General features: G+C 37.2%; 23 protein-coding genes. 1 reads left to right on the forward strand and 22 read right to left on the reverse strand.

Going from position 1 to position 21,849, the window contains the following annotated elements; all coding sequences use genetic code 11:
- Positions 1-5: 5 nt before the first annotated feature.
- From KDN43_RS06195 to KDN43_RS06275, 17 genes are all read right to left on the reverse strand, one after another.
- Positions 6-2,072, reverse strand: coding sequence for a polysaccharide deacetylase family protein (locus tag KDN43_RS06195; RefSeq protein WP_238868827.1), 2,067 nt, complete (start codon positions 2,070-2,072; stop codon positions 6-8).
- 41 nt (positions 2,073-2,113) lie between these two features.
- On the reverse strand, positions 2,114-3,967 hold the full coding sequence (locus KDN43_RS06200) for a hypothetical protein (protein WP_238868829.1): 1,854 nt from the start codon (positions 3,965-3,967) through the stop codon (positions 2,114-2,116).
- 5 nt (positions 3,968-3,972) lie between these two features.
- On the reverse strand, positions 3,973-4,455 hold the full coding sequence (locus KDN43_RS06205) for a hypothetical protein (RefSeq protein ID WP_238868831.1): 483 nt from the start codon (positions 4,453-4,455) through the stop codon (positions 3,973-3,975).
- The gene (locus KDN43_RS06210) at positions 4,442-5,284 is read right to left on the reverse strand and encodes a hypothetical protein (RefSeq protein WP_238868833.1); all 843 of its coding nucleotides are present in this window, start codon (positions 5,282-5,284) and stop codon (positions 4,442-4,444) included. The genes KDN43_RS06205 and KDN43_RS06210 overlap by 14 nt, the downstream gene beginning before the upstream one ends.
- A gap of 182 nt (positions 5,285-5,466) precedes the next feature.
- A complete protein-coding gene (locus KDN43_RS06215; protein WP_238868835.1) occupies positions 5,467-5,700 on the reverse strand; it encodes a hypothetical protein in 234 nt (77 codons plus the stop codon).
- A gap of 98 nt (positions 5,701-5,798) precedes the next feature.
- A complete protein-coding gene (locus KDN43_RS06220) occupies positions 5,799-6,197 on the reverse strand; it encodes an N-acetylmuramoyl-L-alanine amidase (RefSeq protein ID WP_238868836.1) in 399 nt (132 codons plus the stop codon).
- A complete protein-coding gene (locus KDN43_RS06225; protein ID WP_238868837.1) occupies positions 6,194-6,817 on the reverse strand; it encodes a hypothetical protein in 624 nt (207 codons plus the stop codon). Before KDN43_RS06225 ends, KDN43_RS06220 begins: the two co-directional genes overlap by 4 nt.
- 65 nt (positions 6,818-6,882) lie before the next feature.
- Positions 6,883-9,915 carry a hypothetical protein gene (locus KDN43_RS06230; protein WP_238868838.1) on the reverse strand — a complete coding sequence of 1,011 codons (3,033 nt, stop codon included), beginning with the start codon at positions 9,913-9,915 and terminating at the stop codon, positions 6,883-6,885.
- Between the two features lie 32 nt (positions 9,916-9,947).
- Complete coding sequence (locus tag KDN43_RS06235) at positions 9,948-10,412, reverse strand: hypothetical protein (RefSeq protein WP_238868840.1); 465 nt, start codon at positions 10,410-10,412, stop codon at positions 9,948-9,950.
- A 14-nt stretch (positions 10,413-10,426) separates the two neighbouring features.
- The gene (locus tag KDN43_RS06240; RefSeq protein ID WP_238868842.1) at positions 10,427-11,563 is read right to left on the reverse strand and encodes a hypothetical protein; all 1,137 of its coding nucleotides are present in this window, start codon (positions 11,561-11,563) and stop codon (positions 10,427-10,429) included.
- Entirely contained in the window at positions 11,560-12,528 is a 969-nt protein-coding gene (locus KDN43_RS06245) for a DUF6712 family protein (protein ID WP_238868843.1), read from the reverse strand. Before KDN43_RS06245 ends, KDN43_RS06240 begins: the two co-directional genes overlap by 4 nt.
- A gap of 11 nt (positions 12,529-12,539) precedes the next feature.
- The gene (locus KDN43_RS06250) at positions 12,540-13,892 is read right to left on the reverse strand and encodes a hypothetical protein (protein WP_238868844.1); all 1,353 of its coding nucleotides are present in this window, start codon (positions 13,890-13,892) and stop codon (positions 12,540-12,542) included.
- Positions 13,893-13,902: 10 nt separating this feature from the next.
- Complete coding sequence (locus KDN43_RS06255) at positions 13,903-14,175, reverse strand: hypothetical protein (RefSeq protein WP_238868845.1); 273 nt, start codon at positions 14,173-14,175, stop codon at positions 13,903-13,905.
- A gap of 118 nt (positions 14,176-14,293) precedes the next feature.
- The gene (locus KDN43_RS06260) at positions 14,294-14,494 is read right to left on the reverse strand and encodes a hypothetical protein (protein ID WP_238868846.1); all 201 of its coding nucleotides are present in this window, start codon (positions 14,492-14,494) and stop codon (positions 14,294-14,296) included.
- An 11-nt stretch (positions 14,495-14,505) separates the two neighbouring features.
- Positions 14,506-15,681 carry an SDH family Clp fold serine proteinase gene (locus KDN43_RS06265; RefSeq protein WP_238868848.1) on the reverse strand — a complete coding sequence of 392 codons (1,176 nt, stop codon included), beginning with the start codon at positions 15,679-15,681 and terminating at the stop codon, positions 14,506-14,508.
- Between the two features lie 268 nt (positions 15,682-15,949).
- Entirely contained in the window at positions 15,950-16,216 is a 267-nt protein-coding gene (locus KDN43_RS06270) for a hypothetical protein (protein WP_238868850.1), read from the reverse strand.
- Between the two features lie 2 nt (positions 16,217-16,218).
- Positions 16,219-16,470, reverse strand: coding sequence for a hypothetical protein (locus KDN43_RS06275; protein WP_238868853.1), 252 nt, complete (start codon positions 16,468-16,470; stop codon positions 16,219-16,221).
- A 179-nt stretch (positions 16,471-16,649) separates the two neighbouring features.
- On the opposite strand from KDN43_RS06275, the gene KDN43_RS06280 reads away from it, so the two are divergent.
- Entirely contained in the window at positions 16,650-16,937 is a 288-nt protein-coding gene (locus tag KDN43_RS06280; protein WP_238868855.1) for a helix-turn-helix domain-containing protein, read from the forward strand.
- A gap of 70 nt (positions 16,938-17,007) precedes the next feature.
- Here the strand turns inward: KDN43_RS06280 and KDN43_RS06285 are convergent, their stop codons facing one another.
- From KDN43_RS06285 to KDN43_RS06305, 5 genes are all read right to left on the reverse strand, one after another.
- The gene (locus KDN43_RS06285) at positions 17,008-18,105 is read right to left on the reverse strand and encodes a BRCT domain-containing protein (protein WP_238868857.1); all 1,098 of its coding nucleotides are present in this window, start codon (positions 18,103-18,105) and stop codon (positions 17,008-17,010) included.
- Positions 18,106-18,140: 35 nt separating this feature from the next.
- Positions 18,141-18,671, reverse strand: a complete 531-nt coding sequence (locus KDN43_RS06290; RefSeq protein ID WP_238868859.1) for a hypothetical protein — start codon at positions 18,669-18,671, stop codon at positions 18,141-18,143.
- Positions 18,672-19,210: 539 nt separating this feature from the next.
- A complete protein-coding gene (locus KDN43_RS06295) occupies positions 19,211-20,911 on the reverse strand; it encodes a hypothetical protein (protein ID WP_238868860.1) in 1,701 nt (566 codons plus the stop codon).
- Positions 20,877-21,506, reverse strand: coding sequence for a hypothetical protein (locus tag KDN43_RS06300; protein WP_238868862.1), 630 nt, complete (start codon positions 21,504-21,506; stop codon positions 20,877-20,879). The genes KDN43_RS06295 and KDN43_RS06300 overlap by 35 nt, the downstream gene beginning before the upstream one ends.
- Positions 21,493-21,849: a hypothetical protein gene (locus KDN43_RS06305; protein WP_238868864.1), complete on the reverse strand. Its 357-nt coding sequence runs from the start codon at positions 21,847-21,849 to the stop codon at positions 21,493-21,495. Before KDN43_RS06305 ends, KDN43_RS06300 begins: the two co-directional genes overlap by 14 nt.

Below are 21,849 nucleotides of genomic sequence, written 5' to 3' on the forward strand. Positions count from 1 at the left end.
ATTTTTTATAACCCATTCATTCCAATCTGAATTTGATCTGCTGATGTCTTGTGCTTGTAATCAATGATATTTTTATAATATTCGTAGGCACTACTTGCAGTCAGTATTGGGATTTTTTGTAATTTAATGTAATCAATTAATTCGCCAAGCTCGTCTCTTCTCATTTGCGCTCCCTCGGATGAAAATTTATACTCAATATATCCTGGATGGGTTATAAAAACCAGCCACTCTTTGGTAGCTAAAGCTAAATCGACATCATTTTTACACACATCTATCATAGAAGTGTTATTTACTCCAGCATCAAAGCTCCTCCTGATGATCCTCATTGGATTAAGGGGGGGAATATTAGGGCTTTCCTCTCTTGTTCCAGTTATTAGACTTGCGGAAAAATATCTTCTAATTATATTGTTAATATCCCCAGTTGTTCCTCCTTGAACTGGAACATATATTGTTGATTTTATACCAAATTGCTTCATAAATAGCTGACTTTTAATCATCTCCAATTCAACATCCTCAAGGGGGATAGTTGTAAGATTCACCTCGCTGTAAGAGTGGCTTGCTATGTCATGACCGTTTGAGTAGAGTTCTATAATTTGAGCTGGTGTCAATTTTATGGGGTCTGCTTCAACAATGGAATTGGTTGGAACTGCAAATGTGCCTTTTACCCTCTTCTCATTTAAGACATCAATAAACCACTCGTCTGACGACATACCATCGTCTGCACAAAAAGTTATAATTGGGTGTGGGAGTTTTGGCGGAGTTATAGTGTTGATATAAATATCTTTTACAAATCCTCTTAATGCCTTACTTGTTAAAGGAGCATCAATACCTGCTCTTACCACATCAACTGATGATTGGTTAATTATAGCTGAAGTACCTGATGTAACTGTAAGTGCTGATAATGCAGAACTAATGGGATGTGAAAAACGAACATATGTATCTTCAGTTAGAGTGACATTTACATTAGAATTACTCACAGTTAGATTAATTTCACCTCTCTTATTTATTCCTATATGTTTTGCATTACCTGTTACAAAAGATTTAAAGTTGTATGTTCCTGCGGGTAAATGATATAACTTTTTCGAGTATCTCCAATTGTCAGCTACATCTATATTCCCAGATAGATTTATATAGCCAGACCCCCAAATCTCTTCATCCTCTATATTAGATTCAGTCAACTCAGCTATTATATTATCTCCAGTGCCTATAATTTTAGCATCCACTAGGCTCTCTATCCCTGTAATTACTTGATTTATTTTCAATGGGTCAATAAAAATTGATAGATTATTATTATCTAAGCTTACCCCATCTGTATTAATGTAAATTATGTAATTTGATATAGGAACTTTAACTATGCCTGTGTAAAGCCTTGTATCCCCTGAAAATGTATATTGGACTTCATCTATTTCTACAACTACATAAAAAAATGCAGACTCCGTATTTCTTATCCTCGTAATCTTAAATGTACTAGGCAATATGTCTGAAGTAGTATCAACCCTTAGAATCGAGTTATAACTAACTTGTAGTCTTAAGTAACCTTCAATCTTTTTTATGATATCAGGGATATCCCTTTTTATATACTTTTCATCAATGTATATCCTTGTTGCATTAGAAGTCGTTTTTAGTTTGCTCTTTATATATGTTATATTAATCTCAGCTAAATTCAATGAGCTAAACGATACTTGATTAACCTCAGATTCTCCTACGATAGTGCTTAGTGTTTCACCGGCAGATAGTAAAGATGAACCGTTCCAATAGGAATATCTTATCGTTAATGTAAAATTCCCCCCTGTTAATCTTGAACTTTCAATCGAGATATCTCTTATATCTCTATCGAGAACTACGCTTACATCAATAACAGCGTCTGCTACACTTGCCCAGTCATCTTTGTTTATGGCCCAATTTCCAAATGTTTTTTTGTTTAAATCGTCCTCAAGTTTAACTATTCCATTTTTATTTACCTCCAACTCACCCTTCACCTTCTCAAAATTCCTATCAATCACACCTCTGTTATCTGCGCCGGTGCCTGATTGTCCGTCCCAGGATTTTATTTTTTCAAGTTCTATTGCCATGATTTATATCTTTATTTTGTTTGTTGAATATTTATGTTTCGTTATTTCAATTTAAAAAACTCCCCTTCAATTACTTCTTCCATGCCATCAATATTTATCTTTTTATTGAACTGGAAGGCACGGTAATATTCACCATTTATCACGAAAGTGTCGCTAATATCAAGATCCTGTAAGGGTGTAAGGAAGCGGAACCGGTATAGTTTGGTTGCATCGATTTCTGCTTCTTTGCTATATATATGTTCGTTCAAATATTGCAGTGATAATGGATTTTGTATTTCCGGACTGGCAACCACTGTTTTGTGATAGGTTCCGTCCGGGTGAATGTCAGACATATAACGAGTGTAAGCTTCCGGCATGCCATCAAAAGCAACACTTGTACCGTGCACGGTGTATTGGCGGTCATTCCGGAACATCACAATTTGCATTACATCTTTAGTTTCTGTGTCTTCAGATACCAGTGAAGAATCTTTTATTGCATCGTCAACCGATACAAAGTCCTCTTCACCATCAATACTCATGCTTAATATTTGTGAGTTCCTTACAACAGGTACCATTAACCAAATCCAGCTGGCAGTGCCTTCATTCATACGATCACGAATAAAAAACTTAATCAGAGCCATTTCTGCAGGCACAATATCCAGCGTTTCGTCGGCACTTTCTTTATCTGGGTTGTTTTGCAACATTCTATATTCATCTACAAAGGCAGGTACTCCATCTCTTAAAATCAGTTTTGCGTCCACACGATTACCATCAGGCTCATACAAGTAAATCCAATGTGGATTATGAACAGTCATCATTGAGTTAATTAACGATGGTAAAGAAGTTGCAGAAGTGGTTATGTTTTGAAACTTATATCTCAATTCACCCAGATCAGTATATTTATAGATATCCGTTTCCGGAAGATTATATTCGATGTTACGCTGCCTGTTCATCACCGGATCTTGTTCATCTGTTGCACCAGTGAAATCATCCAAAACAGTAAGTTGAACCAACTCTGCATTTTCATTACTCAAATGATTAAACCTGATATCCACTACACCAGTAGTAGGGTTGTAAATAAATCTGCAATTGAGCCAGATCTGAACCTGCTCAATGAATTTCTTCACACTCCAGTCGGGTAACATGTTAGCAAAACGAAGAGAGGTGTCATTATTCACAATAATTGCATTCTTCCAGGTAGATGAGCTCACAATTTCATTCTCTCCCACCTGGAAGCCCAAAGCTTCAATTACACGTCTTATTATTGCTGCCAGGTATGGCTGTGGAGAATACAAAACCTTTTTAATTCCAATACTACCAGCTGCAAACATACCCTTTATTGCAACCGTGTTGCCATCAAGTCCATAAGTCAGATCATAGCGCGATAATGCACTATTATATGTATAAGTAAACCGATTAAGAAGGTCTCCATCAACTAATTCCTGCCCACTAAACACAGTATAAGTGATGTCTGGATCAAGCACCATCAAAAGTTGGAAATCCGTTTGCGGATAAGTAAGATTGAAGTTTGCCGGTATATTAGAAGGAATTGCTGCTGTACCCAGATTCAACTCTCGAATCATCAGATCTTCATCAATTGCATACGTGAAGATCGAATTCTTAAATACCAGCTGAATGCTCACTACTTCATCTGAGAATTCAAGCACAATACAGAGGCCATGATATTCAGTAGCATTAACCACTAACTTACATGGAAACGACTGAGTTGTATCTTTGCGCGAATTAGTCCGCTGCAGGTAGCCAAATATATATGCATTTTGAGGCTCCAAAAGCGATACAGTTATGTCAAGTGATGTCTCACCAATTGGATTGATGAAAGGATTACCCTCAATTATCTCTGTTGAGAAATTCTCCGATAACACCACCTGCTCATTATTCACATACAATTCAGTCATAATACTTATAAGTAAAAGTCCTTTACATCAAAACTCACGCTTAGGCCGTTGAAGCCTCCAAATTCCTGATATTCAAATTCAGTATGAAACCCTTTGGCCAACTCATTGTCGGTACTGCAAAAATCATTACCCATCAACCTATCCATCAATTTCAGCTTGAAAGCCGATGTTAACTTTTGCAGCATATTATAATGATCCAATTCCTGCTCATCATCGTGAGTGCCCGGATCAACTTTCTCAATAATATAAAATAGAAGCTTGTTAAGTTCAGCATAATTATCAGCATCAATAATTGCACTATCAGCGCTTGGCATTCTAAAAGCAAGCACAACACCCGCCAGATCTTTCAGCTTTTTCACAAGATGACTTTCGGTAGGAGAAACAATAATTTTCTTCACCTTAAATGCAAGCATATTATCATCCAGTTCAGCATTCACTTCAGCTGCAACCTCTTGAAACAACGTTCTTAATTGCTTAACTCCTATCATTCTTTTTCAATTTATCTGCCAATTGTTTATCACTCAAAAGCTTCATTAATACCTGAAATAGCAGTGTATCATCTGTCTGCTCAGCATTACCAAACGTTCCGGTATCTGCGAGCGTAAACACTATGCTCATCAAACCGATGTTCATCTGATTATTACTATCATCATTAGCGCCCTGGTCAAACAGCGAATCAAAAACCAGGGTATTACCTTCAATTATGAATTCTCCACCCTCAATCAGGTATCGATTGAAATATGCGAACCATAAATACACTCCCCATTTAAGATGTTCCGGAACTTTTTCAAAACCTCTTGCATAATGCGAAACATGATGCTTATTATACTTTGATCGCATCTTTGCTTCAATCTTCAAGCCTTTTGATTTCTTAAGAGGTTTTCTATATAATATACCACAAAGTGCATCTAGGAAGAAAGGATTCTTTTCATTAGTGAATCTATTCATCATGTCAACTGCTGTTCGATACTCACCAAACACCAAATCACTGCCATGCGACTGCGGACCAATAAAACCATATATTTCAGGAAGCAGATTCTGAGTAGTAGCAAAGTTTAACAGATAATTACCATCTTCATCTTCAGCAAATATCCATGTAAGCGTTTCAGCAACATCCTGCACCAATTTATAATATTGAGCACGTCTATCAATAGCAACAATCTTCCTTTCACCCAGTAGATAATCGGCATACTTAAGAAGTATATCACCGATGGTAACTTCATCCGGTTTGGCTTCATGTACCAGTTTAAGGAGATAGGCAAACTGATCAGCTGTCAGTTCCTCCCACATTGTTGGTATTTCAAGATATTTGCTCATTTCAAATTATTTCACTCTGTTATAGATTATGTATAATACTACTGAAGCAATTAAAGCAACCGATAAAACCACCCACAACCATTCAATTCCTTGCACTGGTCGCGAATCAGTATCAACTTTCACCATTTCATTCACAACTGTAGAGCTTGTGTCACTCACAATAATATCTTCACTCACGCCAGCTATGGAAACAGTTCGTGCATGTCGCTCTTTAGTATCCAGTCTTGATAACTGTCGGTCCCGCCACGTTTCAGATACCTTTCGTATGCTACCTGTTGAGTCGAATTCGGTGACTCGTGTGAAAGTGTGCTCAACTTCAGATCCGCTTCGTTCTGATCTTTCTTCATCAACTGCAGTAACTCGTGTCGTGTCCACAAATCGTTCAACTCGTTCAGTTCTTGAAGTTGTTTCTTCATTTCTTTGGATGTCCTTCTTTGCTCTACAACTGTTAAGGCTAACACAACAAAGAAGAGCAACAGCAATAATATGTATAAAATCATATCTCATATATTAATTATAATTCGGTCTTAACATTAAAACTTGGACATGCTTTAGCTGCGAATTCATTGTGTCCATGCACTGTTGCATTTGGATATTTTTTCAGTAGTTCATTAACCAAATTGCGTAGTGCAATCTTTTGATTTTCAGTGCGAGTATCTTTAGCATTCATATTACTGTCAACCCCACCTATATAGCAAACACCAATGCTGTCTGAATTATGCCCTACTGTATGAGCACCGGCAATATTTTCATTTCTCCCAGGATGAATTGAACCATCTAGGTAAACCACCCAGTGGTATCCAATTTGCGCAAAACCTCTATCACGATGCCAGCGATCTATATCTTTTACTGTGTGATGCCTACCCTCCGGAGTAGCAGAACAGTGAATGATTATTTTGCTTATATTTCTCATTTGGTTAGTAGATTTTGTTTAAACTCTATAAATATACTGTCATACGCCTGCTTAATATTCGTACGCGTACGTGCCTTACTCTTATCGTATATCTCAGGAAATGCAACCTCAATCATTTGGTCAATCCACTTTCGGTCCATGTAGTAGTCAACCGTGTGTCCTTTATATGAGAAATTCTTGAAGTACAAAATTCTCTCATTATGTATATTGTTGATGAACCTGAATAGCTTGGCGCGAGTGGCTTTTTCGTTGCTGATATTATTCTCAGTCTGAATCTGCTCAATTATCTTTATTACATTCTCAATGCTTAGTTTGAAGTTGTTTTCGGCAATAGCATATAAAGCAGTGAGAGTGCTTAATCGTGCGTTCTCTGATACAGGAGCAAGGTAATCCTTCAATTCTTTAAGAGTAACACTTAATGCTTCATTATTACGCTTGTTTTGTTCTTCCATGTTGCGCGTCATACGTCTGTGGCTAACAAAGAAGTAAATGATCATCACGGTGCAAAGAATAATTGCGAATGCTGTAATTACTACCATGGCACCATAATTACTAATACTTTCTGCAGTATTAAGTGCACTTTCAGCCATCTTAGTAGTAGGTTCAATAAAGTTGTCCATTCCTTTCTTTTTGCTTTCAAAATTAGGCATGATGGTTCTCAGAAAAAAGGACAAATAAACAACCCTTATAAACGTGCATTTTTCATAATCCGATCATACATATCATTGCGTTTTCGAGATCCATTCTGGCCATGTATTACAGTATATGCCGGGATGGGATCATCAAGCTTCTCAGTTAATCGGTTCATAGTAGTGTTGAATCGGTTCAAAGTTTCAAACAGTGCTAAATCGTTTGTTGGTGTGGGTGTAGAATAATCCGCCTGTCTTGATGGTGATGCAGCATCAAGTCTTGCACGCTCCAAGATCTGACTTGTATTAAGCATTCTAATAGTGCCATCTTTCTGGGCCACATTAAACACATCGAGAAATCGTTTCACATGTGGGTTTCTAACAGCATCAGCCGTGTTCACAAATTCATTCCTATGTACAACACCGGCTTCTTCATCATCCCTTCCGGCACCGGTATATCCACCCGATCTATAACCTGCCTTAGCAGCATCACGCTGTTGTTTAGCAACGGCAATCTGTGAAGCACCAAAAGCTACAGCAGCTGCTGCAGCAATAGGAGCTAATGCAAGCCCTACAACAGGTATTTTCAAAGCATTAGCATAAGCCTCAATAGCAGCCTGAGCGGTTGATGCTATAACTCCTGCAACTGTTGTGATAAACTGCTTATCGGCATACTTTGCGCGAATTTCATTTAGTTTTTTTTCTTTCTCTTCTTCTAGTTTCGCTGCCTGACGTGAATTACTTCCTGCAGCCTGAATCATTTTATCATACTTCCTCTCAACTGCCATTTCTTCAGAGCGTTGGAAATTTGACATTGCGCCTGATAAGTCACTTGAAATATTTGCTATGCTATCAGTTGCAGCATAAGTAATTTCTAAATATTTATCCAGGTATTCTTTTCTCAACTGAAATAAAGCCTCCTGATGCTCTTTCTCAGTTATCATTTCATTTTTCAGCTGAACATCTAATACTGCTTTTCTATCCTTATAACTTTCAGCCACCCATTTATCATCATCCTCTTCTTTAGCTTCTTCCCTGGGACGATTTTTCAGTTTATCTAGATGTTCTTTTTGAAGCTTCTGAAGAAAAGTGTATCTCCGGTTAGATTCTGCAATGAGTTTGTCAGTTAACTGAATTTCCAAATCAATAGTGTCCTGGTCATGTTTTTCATACAACAATTTCATTTTGTTGATATGTTCAACCTCTTTCTGAAATGAGATCTCCCTGAACTCTTCTTCAGTAACATCTTTTGCAAGCAAGCTCTGTTTTAATACAAGAAGCTCTTCCTGTTGACTTCTTTTCAAAGCATCCAATTCTTCTTTAAATGGATCCGCCTCTTTTGTTTTGTTTTTCTTTCCCTTATCCTGCCCATCAGGATCAACATTGGCAAATCTATTATTATATACCTTCTGAGCAATGGCAAGATATTCATTTGCAGTATCACGATTATTTTTAATCCATTTCTTTAACTGTACCTCACTCATTTTGTTAAACTGAGCTTCCTGCCTCAGTTCATCTTCTCTTTGTTGCACCCTTTCGGCTAACGATTTGCCTGACAACTCATTTATATAAGTTTCAGTTCCGAGAACCAATGTTCTTAATTTATCAGAACGATCAGCCAAAGCTCTCAACTCATCATCTGTGTAAGGCACTTCCATATAAGTACCACCACCCATAGCATTTTGTTGAACATAAATAGATTTGGTACCTCGATCTCTGGATCTTGTCACTTCATCAAGTTCTTTTCTATACTCCTCAAGATTCTTAGTCTCTTCAGCAATGGCACTTCTATTCATCACCTCCAGCTTGGCAGTTTCAGCTGCAATAAACTCACGAACTTTTGCGGTATTTATAGTAAGAATATTTCCATATTTATCAAATTCTATAGCAGCACTCGGAACAGCATCGTTTAGCTTTCCAATAACTTCATTAAGCTCCCTTTGCTCATCTTTATTCAGTTTAGTTTTTGCTCTCAACTCTTCATACCTGTCAATCAGATCTGGTAATGTAATATTAAGATCAGCAACCTTTTTAATCTGGTCCTCAAACTGCTTAGATGATGCTTCCTGTCCTTGTATTAATTTCGTCAACCCTTCAGCAAAACGTGTAGAGAAATCATCCCACCCAGATCTGAATTTCACAAAGAAGTTACCCACAGCTAACTGCAAGTTTTCCCAAGCAATTTTCTTTCGCTGTGCAGCATCAGCTGCAGTGTCAATCACTTCACCGGCTTCAGACATCTCTTCATCTATAATGTTGCCTACTGCAGTGGCCATGTCGCCAGACTTCTTAAATTCTTCGCGAATCCTAACTGCTGATATTCCGAGATTATCCAAAATGAGAGGAGATTTCCTACCTATACCCATAATTATAGATTCAGAAAGATAATCCACACTCTCACCGGTATCGCGCGCCCTATTTTGTGCAAACTGAAGCAATTTACCCAGTTGTGATAGTGGTATATCAAAGTTCTCAGCTCTAACAGCCAAGGTCATTAACGACAGATCAGAAACTAACCCCTTTGTTTGTTTCCTTAATTCATTCAAATAATCTCTGTTTGCAATACGATTAAAAGCATGGTCAATACCCTGTGCTGCTGCCGCCATTTCCACACCTTGTTGAATAAAAGCACGTGCTTTATTGGCTAAATCTGCCAACATCATTGCTCCCTTTGTAAGCATATTACCGGCAAACACACCTTTTAAAACGGTGAGAAAACCCCCTTTACCGGAAGGTACTGCATTAAGTTGCTGTTGAACACCTTTTGAGTTATCTTTCAACTCTTTCATGCGGTTATTAACAGCTGCAGCTTGTTTTTCCAGTTCTTCGTACTCTTTAGTGCCGGGCCTTAACTGTGTGAGCAAAGAATTAATGCTTTTCTGAGTCTTAATCAACTCCTTCATTGTCATGTTAGTAATTCCGATGGAATCCCTAACCTTATCCTGTTCAGCACGAAGCTCTTTTATTTTTTTCTTAGTATTAGCATACTCTTCACTATTCTTTTTCATGCCTTTAAGTGCTGTGTTCAGATCACCTATTTGCTTGTCAAGTTCATGAATTTTCTTTCGAGCAGGATCATTGTTGATCATTACCTCAAGCTGTACTCTGTCTATCTTTAAACTCATAACGTTAAGTTAATTCTGTTTGCAATTATTCCTTTTAATCGTGCTATCTCCTGATCAGTGAACTCATACATGAGCGTTCCAAGTAATCTGTTTATACTTCTGTATGCATTTTTACTATACCAGTCAGTATTTTTTCTCTTCATAGAGTTCTCTCTTATACCCCAGATATCACGATTAGTATTTGTGTCAAATTTGGATTGACGCTTACGTTTATGCTTTCCAATTTCAATATACCTACCATAGTCAGGAAATGTTATTTGCAGCCATTTATATCGGCCATTTTGAACAGAAGATGTTTCATAATCTAACGAATTTACAAGAATCTCTTTATCAATTAGACCCTTTCTCTCTATTTCTTCTTGCAATAAATCAACCAAATATTCACCATGCTGACTTAGCACTTCATCCTGAAACAGGAACTCAATATCTTTCATCTTTTGATCTGTCATTTGCTCTGCCATCTCAATAATTAACTTTAAAGTTGATTGTCATTCCACCTTCCACTATCCAACCAAATGCCCTGGTCGTTCCAAACACCATACTCAAGGATCCACTCAAGATATCGCATGTAATCCCAGGTGTCGTTTTCTTCAGCAAACCTGAATGAGAAAGTGAGCGATTTATTAACTCCCTTCAAACGGTTGATGCTGTTTTTAGACTCTGTTACAAACACTTTGCGAGGTGTACCATTTACATATATGTACACATCAGGGCTCATGAACAGATCTCGCCACATAAGGTATTCATCGCGATTAAAAATCTTACCGGTACTGGCCTCAAATGTTTCATTTTCCTTCAGATCCCATTTGTGCGATACTCGCTGCACTTTACCTTCACTAAACTTTGCATCAACATTATGAATCACTTCACCCCTGATAAACAGTGTGTCAGGTACTCCAAAATTATTCATATAAACAAACTGTGTGAGGTTTGGATAAGATGATCTGTCGATTAAATATTCCACATTGTAGCTATCGTTGCCCACCCGGTAAAACAAACACTCATCAGTTGCAATAGTAGGGAAGTAGCTTTTTATCCTTGAAAATGACGTGTCAAATGCATAGAAGCCTGTTTTTCCGCTTTCGATAGGCACATAATTGGTGTTCATTATCTGCCCATTCCTATAATAGTACATTTTAGCACTAACTGTTATTCCGGTTCCACTAAAAAAGTATGTCAGGAATTCCTTTGCCTGAGGCATTGTCACTTTCTTAAGATGCTGAGTTGTAAGAAACAGTTCACCTTTAAGTTTCGCAGCCGGGATGTTTGATTTCATGCGACTGTAAATCACATCACCTTGTTTGCTATCACTTCCCAGGGTGAAGGTAAAATTCTCCATTATCTGAGTGTTTACACCTCCTATAATAAGGTTCTGATTCTTTCTCCTGAGATGCAGCGAAAGTATTTCTTTGAGGCCTTTTATTTTAATTGAATAATCAAAAGGTTTGTAACTTTCGCTTAGTATTATAGTGCCGGACGAATCCTTTATTGAAAAGTCTTGTGCAGAAGTGATAGGATTAGCAAACAAATCCGGAAACATACTACTAAGGCTTATATCCGGAATATTTTGAATCTTACCCCACCAGGCAGGAGGATCTAATATTAATGTCATACCTTCATGTATTTATTTTTCGGGTCATTATTAGGAAGCAACGGAAACAAAATATCTTTTCCGGCACGTTCATTCTTAAATTCACCAATAGCTGCCATACCTTGTTTCTCGAGGTCGCGCGAAATATCAAATATATCATCAATACTTGCAGGGTTACTGCTGTTCATTGTGTGAGTTTGACTGCTATAGTTACGCACAACACCATACGGAATAAGGGCCAGTGGCATTCGCCTGAAAGCAATGCTCATTGCAAGCAAAGGTATTGCCGGGTAAATCCACTCTTTTAGTTCAATCTCCACTTCTGTTAAAGGTGGATCAGTAGCCAACCCGGTGTATTTCTCATATAATTCTTTGCCCAGTGCCGGACGAATATATTTGCGCTCCACTTCACGAACAAAAGGAGAAATCATTACAAAAAACCTGCTCGATCTGTCGATAGGGTAGTACTGATTGAACAAAGTTGCCGACTTGATGAGCTGTTTGCTCATAGCTTTCTTTGTATCGGTGTTCATCCACTCTTCTAGCTCCTTTTCGTCCATCCAGTCGATTAGCCTGTCAATACTCCGGTAATAACTTTCAAGCTGTATTTCATCATCACGCTCAAGCTGCCATTGCCAGGGCAAACGTTCGCTTTCAACGTCAATTTTAAATTTTCGTCCTGAGCTTTCATGGCTGATATCGTTTTTTCTGTACATCATAAAAGTTGCATAAATAGCAATTGGCATTTGCACACGCTCAAGCAGTGCAGCATTAATAACTTTATCTTCATGCGCCTCCTGAGCATCACTGGTCATGTCATAAAAAGCTTTTGCCCTATCATATACAGCAGTGCCAACAATCTTAATCAATTCCTCTTCAGCCAGGATAATGTCCTGGCTAATCTTATTGAAATCGTTACTTGCATAGTAGTTGCCTGTAAGCCTCCTGAGCTCCTCATTACCTTTATTATCCTTATTAAAAATCATAATCAAAGAGTTTAAATGTTATTAGTCATTCGGTCACCTGCAGTTACATTATTCTCTTTATTAACCGCCTTCCGGTACAATCCCATTGCTATGTTTTTGCCAGGGAAATTAATCTTCAAGGCACGGTTAATAGGTTCAAAAACCACATCTTCTGCAATCTGTGTGTCAGCTGCATAAAATATTTTAAGAGCATAAATCATTTGGCTTCCACTGTCACCCTTACCACCTATAATAATGTTTGACAGTGCCGGGTTAAGTCCAAATCCCGAAGTAGTACTGCTATCAGCAATGTTTGAGATCTTACTCTGAGCTTCAATAAACTTGTCAATGTTCATTTCAATCTGCTCAACTTTCCAAGAACAACGGTTTCCCTGGTCATCAGTAAAATCAATACTCTCAAGAAACTTACCGGTGTTTTTCTTTCCGCTCAGCACCTTAGCGATAGTCTCTGTAAGTTCATCTCTAAGCTTTTGCATCTTCACCTCAATTTCATTATCAGATGCTTCAGGATGCATTTCAATAACAAGATTTCTTTTTTCCTCCCAATACTCAGCAGGAACATGCACATGATAAGCAGCTGCAATCATATTTTCAGTGAGGTACTGAATGATCTCAGGCAGATCATTTGCGCGCTTAACCCATGGCACGGCACCAAGAAACGATGCAACGCTGTAATACTTATGCCCCCAGCTTCGCAAAGAGTGATAATCGATACTCACACCATAACGGGCAGGATCAGCCTGCATAAAGCGAGGGTAAGCATCAACTTTCTTTGGGTAATTACTCTCGAAATTACCTACATAAAAAGTCTGAACATCTTCCAGCGATTTATCCTTGCCAGGATATTCCATCCTGCAATCTGTTGAATGTAGAGCTTGTATGCGAGAAATAAACGCTTTGCCCAATCTGCGACTACGTGCCGAGAAATACTTAGCAAAAAAGCCATTGCCGTGGTTAAACTCAATAAGAGCATCACGCACATACTGCCTGTAATCCCAGTTATCGAGCCAATCCTGAATCTCTTTGTCCTCTACCCATGTTTTATTAATCTCATTGTCTTTAAGCTCCAACTGGTAGAGATACGGACCCTGGCCATACTGCAAGCCAAGTTTGCGGGATAGGATTCCAGGGCCAAGATTATTACGCTCAAGCAGATCACGCATTTCGGCCGGCATGTTGTTATTAGCACCAAAAGGCACCATTTTCACACCACCAAAAATAACCGGATCCTTTTCCCAATCACCGGCCATAACGCCACCATTCACGTCAAACGTGGTAGTCATATCAAGTCCGCTAATCGCATACATTCCGGCTTTAGCTTTTGCGAATCCTATTCCACCTATATGTTTTACTTTTTCGCTCATAAGGATATATTTAATTCAATTCAAGTTTCTCACCGTTAAATTCCATCAGAAGTGGCTGATAACAACGCTTTACCTCGTTAGTGTCAAGATCAAGAAATTGCAACATGTAATCTTTGTATGGGTGCTTACTGGTAGGATCCTGAGGTGCTAACCTTGCACGTCGCACCTCACTTATACCATGACTTTTGCGCTTAGTTGCTGAATAGGTCATAAATGCGAACGAAAAAGACTCACCCTTTTTGCTCAAAATCCTCATTTCGCTTATCGCTTCGTATAAATCCATCTTTTTTATTTCAAAATTAGCCGGTTAACAGGGTAGAAAAAAGGACAAAAAAAACACCCACCGAGTTGGTGAGTGTAATTTGAAAGGTAAATGTATTATAATACTTTAATAAGATTGATTAAGAGAATGTATTGTATATCACCCCTCTATCTTCTTGTTCGTGCATTTCATAACACATTTGAGATAATTTCTTTACTTCATCCAAATCAACGTTTTTATTAATTTGACTCGAACAGTGTAGTGTAAAATCTGGGTTATTCTTCTTATACTCTTCAACCTCTTTGAAAATTATTGAAAAATCATATTTTACTTTATTCATATTTTCTTGTTTTATGAGATTATTAATTTTAATCCGGTTTGCGCTTCAAGTTGCATTCTTAATGAAGAAATATCAATCTGTGCTGTACATCTCTTACATATAAAAACGTCATTTTTAGGATAAGGTTCAAGCCCATTTTGCAATTTTATATTTTCCTGCAGATTCAATTGAATTTTAAACATTGCTTGACATTGTGGACAGGTTATATCAGCAGTTGCAAATTCGGGCGTGTTACCACCGATTGGGACATTAGGATTTGATGGTATAGCTTGTGTAATTGATTGATATACTTGAGAGTTTTGTGTTTCAAAAATTTTGTATATTCCTGTTTTATCAAAAGTTAATCTCAGTAGATTATAATATCTCTCAATTGCCTCACATAACTCAGGATGATCCTTTGAATAATTAAATATTTGAAGTCGCATATCTTCCAAATCCTTTATTCGAATGGATCGACCATGAGTTAACCAGTCGGAATGCCTACATAGATTAGCTGCAATAGTGTCAGCGCGCTCATCCTTCTCTTGATCTGTAACATCTAAACCAGTGCTTGAATGTTTATACCAATATTTGAATTTATATGTTTTAAGCCACTGTCTGACGAGTGTTCTTGAAAAATTTTGTGCATTCTCAAAATGCTGAATTTCTCCGGGAGATATGTTTTGTAAAATTGGTATATATGCTGGGTTTAAACCCTGGGTTAATACATCACGTTTTATCTTTTCAAGACCATCTAAAAAAGCATCTGCAGAAAAACGCTTCCCATTTGTCATTATTTGAGCATCAATAGGACCAAGTGCTGATGAATCTCCCATTAATATTTCATCTCCTGCCATAGCAAATATTGTTCCTGCACTTTTAGCGCTACCTGGAATAATTATACCGACCTTATCAAACTTTTCTCTTATTAAGTTGACCATATCCTCCACAGTTTCAGCGATTCCCCCAGGAGTCTCTAAAAGGATGTCAACATTTTCCGTACTTATAAAAGATAATTGATCTTTAAATATGAGTAAGTCAGGTGGGTAAATTTCAGTATGTGCATTTTTTGTAGGATCACTTGCATACACCAATACATCTCTTTCCCTAATTCTAGCAATATTAGCTAATTGCGCTTTTCTTTCTTTGGTAATTTCTTCAAAGGTTGCATTTGCATATTTATCAATATACGAAGAGAAGTAGCCCATGGAAAGTTTAATATTTAATTATTTATGCACAAAGGTAGAAATTATAAGTCAAATAGATACTTTTTATTTATTTATTCATACATGTTTTGCAACATGTTAACATAAATAATTTCGTATAATTAATTTATGCGTAAACTAGAAAAGTTTAAATCACGTTACACAACATATAGATTTTCTGATAAAAAAAGCGACCGGTTGTACGCCGGTCGCTTCATCTCTTTATTCTAAATCCCAGTCTGCTGGTTTAAATACCGATTTACACCTCTTATCATTTCGGTAATGATATCTGGCACTCCTTAATAGATAAAAACAGTTCTCTTATTTCATAAAAGAAAACTAAAGATTCTTTTCGTTCATATTCAGTGGTCCATTCAGACTCCGATGCCAAAGCTGCAAGCTTTATGCTTCTGTCTGCAATCGCAATACAATCATCAATACTATAAGTATTTATCATCTTAAATAGTGGTTCAACGTTCATCAAAACATTCATGTAAGGGTTGTTCACCAGTATAGGTGTGCTATTTTTGTTATCCATTATTAAAACCTCCTATCTTTATCAATTGTAAATCTTATAAAAGCATCACCAGTCCAACAGGATATGCTGTTTTCACGATATCTCTGTTCAATTATCATACGAACAGGTATTTGTTCGTCCTCACCGTCAATCAAATCAAGTAAGCTCTTTAGCCTTTTCTTGAAATCTCCCAAAGTAGTATCCAACATTTTGTCACGGTATAAATTTGGAATCTCTTTAGGTTGTAACTTAATCGCTCTTGCCATTTGTGCCATATCTGTTATTATTAATGTTATTCAACATAATATCGTTAATAGATGCACAAAACTACATTATAATATCGTATTGCACAAATAAAAAGCGTACTAATATGCCGTTTTAATATTATTTAACGATATTAAGATGTAGTATCTGTTAAGAATAAACGTATCTTTGTATCGTAACAAATATTACTATGGCTGATTTAAGAGTAAAAGATATAATTAAAGAAAAAGGATTGACGATGCAAGAAGTGTCAGATAGAATAGGTATTGTACGAGATACGCTTACACGTCAAATTAATGGTAATCCTACTGTAGAAACATTGCAAAGAATAGCCGATGCATTGGAGGTAACTGTACCGGAATTATTTACCTCTCAATCATCATCAGACTTCACTGCATTAATAGATTACAAGGGAGAATTAAAACGTTTTAATTCTGTGGATGAGTTGAAGAGATTTTTAGATAGCATAGATCAATAGCCAATTCAGTATTTTATAAAAATAAAAAAACCCCGAATAATTCCGGGGTTATAAATTCAAAAATTCATTTCTACTTCATCATCTCCAGCAAATCATCTTCTTTTAGCACCATTATATCATCTCTTAATTCCTTTTGCTCTTCTATTTTTTTTAATTTAGACGGTCCTCCATTATTACCTACTATAACAATATTTGTTTTAGATGATATACTGCCTCTTTTCAACCCACCGAGTCTAACTAATATTTCCGTTAAATCATCTCTAGAAAAGTATTTGAATCCACCGGTTATTACAAATGTTTTTCCTTCAAATATTTTAGAATCTATCTTTTCTACACATTTTGATACAAATTCTTCATCGTAAGATTTATCTTTTTCAACAATTGATGTTCTTAGCTCAATCGGATATGGGGCCTCTAAATCTCTCATTTTCATAAAACACTTGTAAGTTACCAGTACATCATTAAATGCTGAATGTGCATTTAGAATAGACATGTATTTATTATTGTAATAAAGCTCTCCAAAAAGTTCTTCAAGTCTTGGATTCTTTCTTGCACCCCTATTACTGTATGTTATACAGAACTCTTTGCCCTTTTCCATTGTACAATAAGTATTCTTATCATCCAAAATCCTATAATCGAAGCCATGTCTGAATAAATCTGCCTTTAACACTTCAATATCAAACCTTACGTTATGAGCAATAATCATTTCACATTTTTGTAATTGAGATAATAAAGAATCATATATCTGTGTTGGATCCTTACCCTCTTCCATCATTCTTGCAGTAGTTATTTTGTGAATATTCGATGCTGATAAAGGGATTGATGTTTTTTGTTTTAAAATAGCATCTTCACCATCTACAAGTAAGCCATCTTCATCTACAAGAATCCATGCTATCTCTACAACATAAGGCCAGAACTCAATATCTTTAGGTTTGAAAATTCTGCTTTTTTCAGGTAAACCAGTTGTTTCTGTATCAAGTATTAGATATTTACCTATACCGGTAGAGCTTTTTTCAGGTACTTCAATAGTTATATTTCTAATGGCATCATTATAGTTTTGAGTATGTTTTGTACTTTCTTCCTTACTGTTCTTTTCTCTTACGTTCGATTTAGAAATAATAATAACTGCAATGGCTATAATTACAATGAATGCTAAGAATAAAATCATGATACTATATTTTAAAATTAATTTTTCTATCCATATCACATAATTGTATCAAAAAGAGTTTTCTGTTTGATATCTGTATCTGATTCTGATGGAGTTGTTTTGTTTGAAGCTCTCTTTTTATTTTGTCTAATTACTTTTTTCGCTTTAGTTCTTGAGGCTTTATATTTTTTCAAGAAATCTTTAAGAGCTTCATCATTGAAATTAGAGGCACGTTTATCTATTCTTTCAATTAAATTCTCTTCTGTCATAAATATTAGTCTGAGAAAAGGGCTATTGCTCTGATTGAGAAGTATGCTTAACTCTTCTGCAAAATCATTATATAAATCAGAGTTTGGTTCATCTAATAATTTATTTGCAACTACAAGTATAGATACTTCTTTTTCTATTTCGCCTAAACGTGCACATGCTCCAATGTTACCTAATGCTTGAAATAGATATTGAAGATCTCCTTCAAAGCCTTTTGTAAAAACTAATTCTTTGCCATAAAAGCCATCAGAATATCCTCCATTAGAAATGGCTATCATCAACTTTAATCCTTCAGGAGTAATTTTAATTTCGTTTTTCATAGTAAAATAAAAAACCTCTCAAGCGTGTGCCCACCGGAATTGAATACCGGAATCCGATTATCTACGGATTACACGCCTGAGAGGCTTTCCTTTGTGTTTCAATTTGTGGGCAAAAGCAAAGATAACAAATGTTTCAAAATATAAAAAAATATAATATATTTAATCTTACTCTAAAATCATCATTATTTATTAGGATAAAATGTTTTTAACTCTAATTCCTAATTCTTTTATCATGCTTTTTAAGCATAAAAACACAACTTTACCCTCAAAAACAACGATATTTCACCTCTTTTTCACCTCATGAAATCATAAGTACCTGATAACTTGCTTTTAAGCCTTTTGAATATCTATTCCAAAATCAGTGTCAGGTTACTCTGCCCGACCCGCTCTGACTTAGGGTTGCAATTGCACCCCCTCCCGCCCCGGGGAAATGTGACCTGCGCGACCAGCCACACCGAGCCACAGTAGCGGTTTACAGGCACAATGAAAAGCTTTCAGAGGTCTACTGAAGGCTTGGGTTGATAATGAGTAATGGTTGCTTAACCGGCGCTTATTGAAGTGGATGCTCCTAATCGCTTGTTATTAACTGCTGCAAGGTAGTTCCTGCGACATAATAGATATTTAAAAGCATCGGTGAAGTTTGTCGACTCTTTAGGTAATCGATGTGCCGGGAGTCCATCGGTTTTCTTTTCTTTCACAATCATGTTACCACCGGATCGCATATTGCGAGTTTTGGTTTTAGTTTTCTCAAGCTGAGATTTAAGGTTAGGACATGCAGATCTATCGATAAGTAATTGAGGTAAGATCTGATTCTTGCCACTCATTAATTCCATCATGAAGTTATATTCGGCATTGCTGCCGATGTTAGCCTGGCCGATGGACATGAGCTGAACTGTCCAACCGGTACGCTTGCCGTCGCCATCTACTTCAATGGCACGTTTGATCTGACTGGCCACATCCTGACCAATCTTCTTGTATGAGTTAGCTGCTCTGTCATAATAAAGCTTCAGGCGCTTGCGCTGGTGTGGTTTAAAGTACCGGATAAACTCATCGGCCAACTCACGTATGTAGTTGGGTGGAAGAGTGTACATCTCCTTAAGAATTCGCATCTTGTTAAGCTTTGTTTGCGATACAAGGAACCAAAGTGTATTGCCAACATCCAGTCCACCTTCAAGTGTAATACGAGTGTCAAGGTGTTTGAGTTCGCGACAATCAGGCTCTTCTCCAAACTTAAGGGTATCTATGTAATCATAGTTGGTGCCATCGTTATAGAAGTGCCTTTCCTGCAATCCTGCATAGAACATTGATACACTTGATAGCTTTGGTATAATTGACAGTATTGAAGAACTTACGCCTTCAAGCCCCACACCAAACTCATCATCAAACCATCCCAGGCTTAATATATCTGCGTTGACAAATGAGCTGGCAATCCAGAAGAATGATGTTTGTTTTCGGCATTTAACCCAGCGTTCTTCCCATCGTTGCATGTTGCGCCCTGCAAGGTTCACCTCACGCTTGTTATTCGTTGCCAGGGCATTTGCATATTCCTTTTTTGTTTCGTTGTAAACGAAGCCTGTTTGAATGAGATTAAGGATCTTCTCCTTATCATTCATCTCAGCATACTTCAACAGCCAGTCGTGTTCACCAATATTGTTTGGATCAGGCATATCGGTAGTGAAAGTAATAGATCTGTAGAATGCAGAATCGCCAAACCTAACTTTATAACCACGTACGGCTTTAAGGATGTTTGATATACGTTGCTGTGGAAAGTATTTCACTTCATCACCAAACATACCCACGTAACTATTACCGGCACCAATAGCAGGTCTGTCAAGCGAAATAAATGTGAAGTTGAACCCGGTGAAGAATACCATGGTGTGCTTCCATGAAGAAACCTTATTATACATTTTATTCTTCCATTCTTTTGGAGGTTCTCTGTTGATTACATAATGAATATCTTCTTCCCAGCCTTTTATTCTGAATCCTTCCAGGAGCGATGGTATTACGTTTTTATGCAAGTTGGTATATGTATCACTCACAAATGCGAATGGAGCACCGGCACACTCAAATGCAGCTTCTTGGATACGTTCAACAAGTATATCTACAGTCTTGGAGGTACCACGCCCGGCAATAAGCGCCAGCACCCTGGGCATCATTATAGCAAGAAGTTGAGAGAGCCAGTTACTGAATCTCACTTCAACATCTTCACGCTTCGTGTCTAGTTTTCTTTTCCTGCTCATCAAACATTTCTATAAAATCAACATCTTCAACCTGGGCATCTCTCTTTAACCTTACCTTTTCATCTTCATTAATTTCCATATTATCAATTCTTGCAGCGAGCGCGTCACGATCTGCAGCTTCAAGTTTAAGTACTGTTGGATCCAGTGAATACACCTTAATAGGCTTCTTATAAAACTCTTCAGGAAGTTTTGGAGCTTCCTCTTTGTCGAGACCTTTTGCTGCACGTGCCTGCATTATAAGTTTGCCATATACTTCCAGATCCTTTGAGGTTTTTGCTGTTTTAAGCGCAACCTGAGCTGCTTTAAACAGATCTTCAGCTATCATGTTATTCATAGCTTCACGCTCAATGCCATCGTCTGCATAGAATAGGTTAACGGCTTCGTCATACATTAGCCTGGCACGACGGTATTTTATTTCAAATGGTGGTCGCTGAATGAAAGAAATAGCGTTTTCTTTTCCATATTTTCGCCTAAGATTCATCAACAAATATAAAACATCAAGGTAGCGTTCGGCTTCTTTTGTGAGTTCTGCCTTGCTACCACCCTGAATGAAGTCCTGGAGCTCAGAAAAATAACTTCGTTTAAAATCCGCCATAGATTATATCATTTTTAGCGTTCTCGAAATCTATATCAGAGCGAAGTTTATCGAGCCTTTGCGCTTGTATGGCATTGCTTCCGGACTTCTTTATCATATCAGCACCTTCCTTAGCCTGGCCAACCAATTGCCCACGATCATAATGATATTTAAGCTTGCTGTCTATCATCATGAAATAGAACATGAATTCGTGCTTATCAATGTTGTAATACATTGCAATTTGCTCAGGTTTGTAACCTACATAAGCAAATTGATCATATTCTTCCCAGTTAATCTTTTCTATCCATTCCGGAGCGGAATTGTCATCCCAGGTTGCTTGTTTAATTATATCTGAGCTCATCAT

Source organism: Proteiniphilum propionicum, from assembly GCF_022267555.1.
GTDB lineage: Bacteria > Bacteroidota > Bacteroidia > Bacteroidales > Dysgonomonadaceae > Proteiniphilum > Proteiniphilum propionicum.

Coding starts and splice junctions, on each gene's coding strand:
- KDN43_RS06280 (WP_238868855.1), top strand. CDS start 16,650: ATGGCTGATTTAAGAGTAAAAGATATAATTAAAGAAAAAGGATTGACG.
- KDN43_RS06265 (WP_238868848.1), bottom strand. CDS start 15,681: ATGGGCTACTTCTCTTCGTATATTGATAAATATGCAAATGCAACCTTT.
- KDN43_RS06205 (WP_238868831.1), bottom strand. CDS start 4,455: ATGATAGGAGTTAAGCAATTAAGAACGTTGTTTCAAGAGGTTGCAGCT.
- KDN43_RS06290 (WP_238868859.1), bottom strand. CDS start 18,671: ATGAAAAACGAAATTAAAATTACTCCTGAAGGATTAAAGTTGATGATA.
- KDN43_RS06210 (WP_238868833.1), bottom strand. CDS start 5,284: ATGAGCAAATATCTTGAAATACCAACAATGTGGGAGGAACTGACAGCT.
- KDN43_RS06275 (WP_238868853.1), bottom strand. CDS start 16,470: ATGGCACAAATGGCAAGAGCGATTAAGTTACAACCTAAAGAGATTCCA.
- KDN43_RS06215 (WP_238868835.1), bottom strand. CDS start 5,700: ATGAAGAAACAACTTCAAGAACTGAACGAGTTGAACGATTTGTGGACA.
- KDN43_RS06250 (WP_238868844.1), bottom strand. CDS start 13,892: ATGAGCGAAAAAGTAAAACATATAGGTGGAATAGGATTCGCAAAAGCT.
- KDN43_RS06200 (WP_238868829.1), bottom strand. CDS start 3,967: ATGACTGAATTGTATGTGAATAATGAGCAGGTGGTGTTATCGGAGAAT.
- KDN43_RS06245 (WP_238868843.1), bottom strand. CDS start 12,528: ATGATTTTTAATAAGGATAATAAAGGTAATGAGGAGCTCAGGAGGCTT.
- KDN43_RS06230 (WP_238868838.1), bottom strand. CDS start 9,915: ATGATCAACAATGATCCTGCTCGAAAGAAAATTCATGAACTTGACAAG.
- KDN43_RS06225 (WP_238868837.1), bottom strand. CDS start 6,817: ATGGACAACTTTATTGAACCTACTACTAAGATGGCTGAAAGTGCACTT.
- KDN43_RS06260 (WP_238868846.1), bottom strand. CDS start 14,494: ATGAATAAAGTAAAATATGATTTTTCAATAATTTTCAAAGAGGTTGAA.
- KDN43_RS06305 (WP_238868864.1), bottom strand. CDS start 21,849: ATGATGAGCTCAGATATAATTAAACAAGCAACCTGGGATGACAATTCC.
- KDN43_RS06285 (WP_238868857.1), bottom strand. CDS start 18,105: ATGATTTTATTCTTAGCATTCATTGTAATTATAGCCATTGCAGTTATT.
- KDN43_RS06300 (WP_238868862.1), bottom strand. CDS start 21,506: ATGGCGGATTTTAAACGAAGTTATTTTTCTGAGCTCCAGGACTTCATT.
- KDN43_RS06220 (WP_238868836.1), bottom strand. CDS start 6,197: ATGAGAAATATAAGCAAAATAATCATTCACTGTTCTGCTACTCCGGAG.
- KDN43_RS06195 (WP_238868827.1), bottom strand. CDS start 2,072: ATGGCAATAGAACTTGAAAAAATAAAATCCTGGGACGGACAATCAGGC.
- KDN43_RS06240 (WP_238868842.1), bottom strand. CDS start 11,563: ATGACATTAATATTAGATCCTCCTGCCTGGTGGGGTAAGATTCAAAAT.
- KDN43_RS06235 (WP_238868840.1), bottom strand. CDS start 10,412: ATGGCAGAGCAAATGACAGATCAAAAGATGAAAGATATTGAGTTCCTG.
- KDN43_RS06255 (WP_238868845.1), bottom strand. CDS start 14,175: ATGGATTTATACGAAGCGATAAGCGAAATGAGGATTTTGAGCAAAAAG.
- KDN43_RS06295 (WP_238868860.1), bottom strand. CDS start 20,911: ATGAGCAGGAAAAGAAAACTAGACACGAAGCGTGAAGATGTTGAAGTG.
- KDN43_RS06270 (WP_238868850.1), bottom strand. CDS start 16,216: ATGGATAACAAAAATAGCACACCTATACTGGTGAACAACCCTTACATG.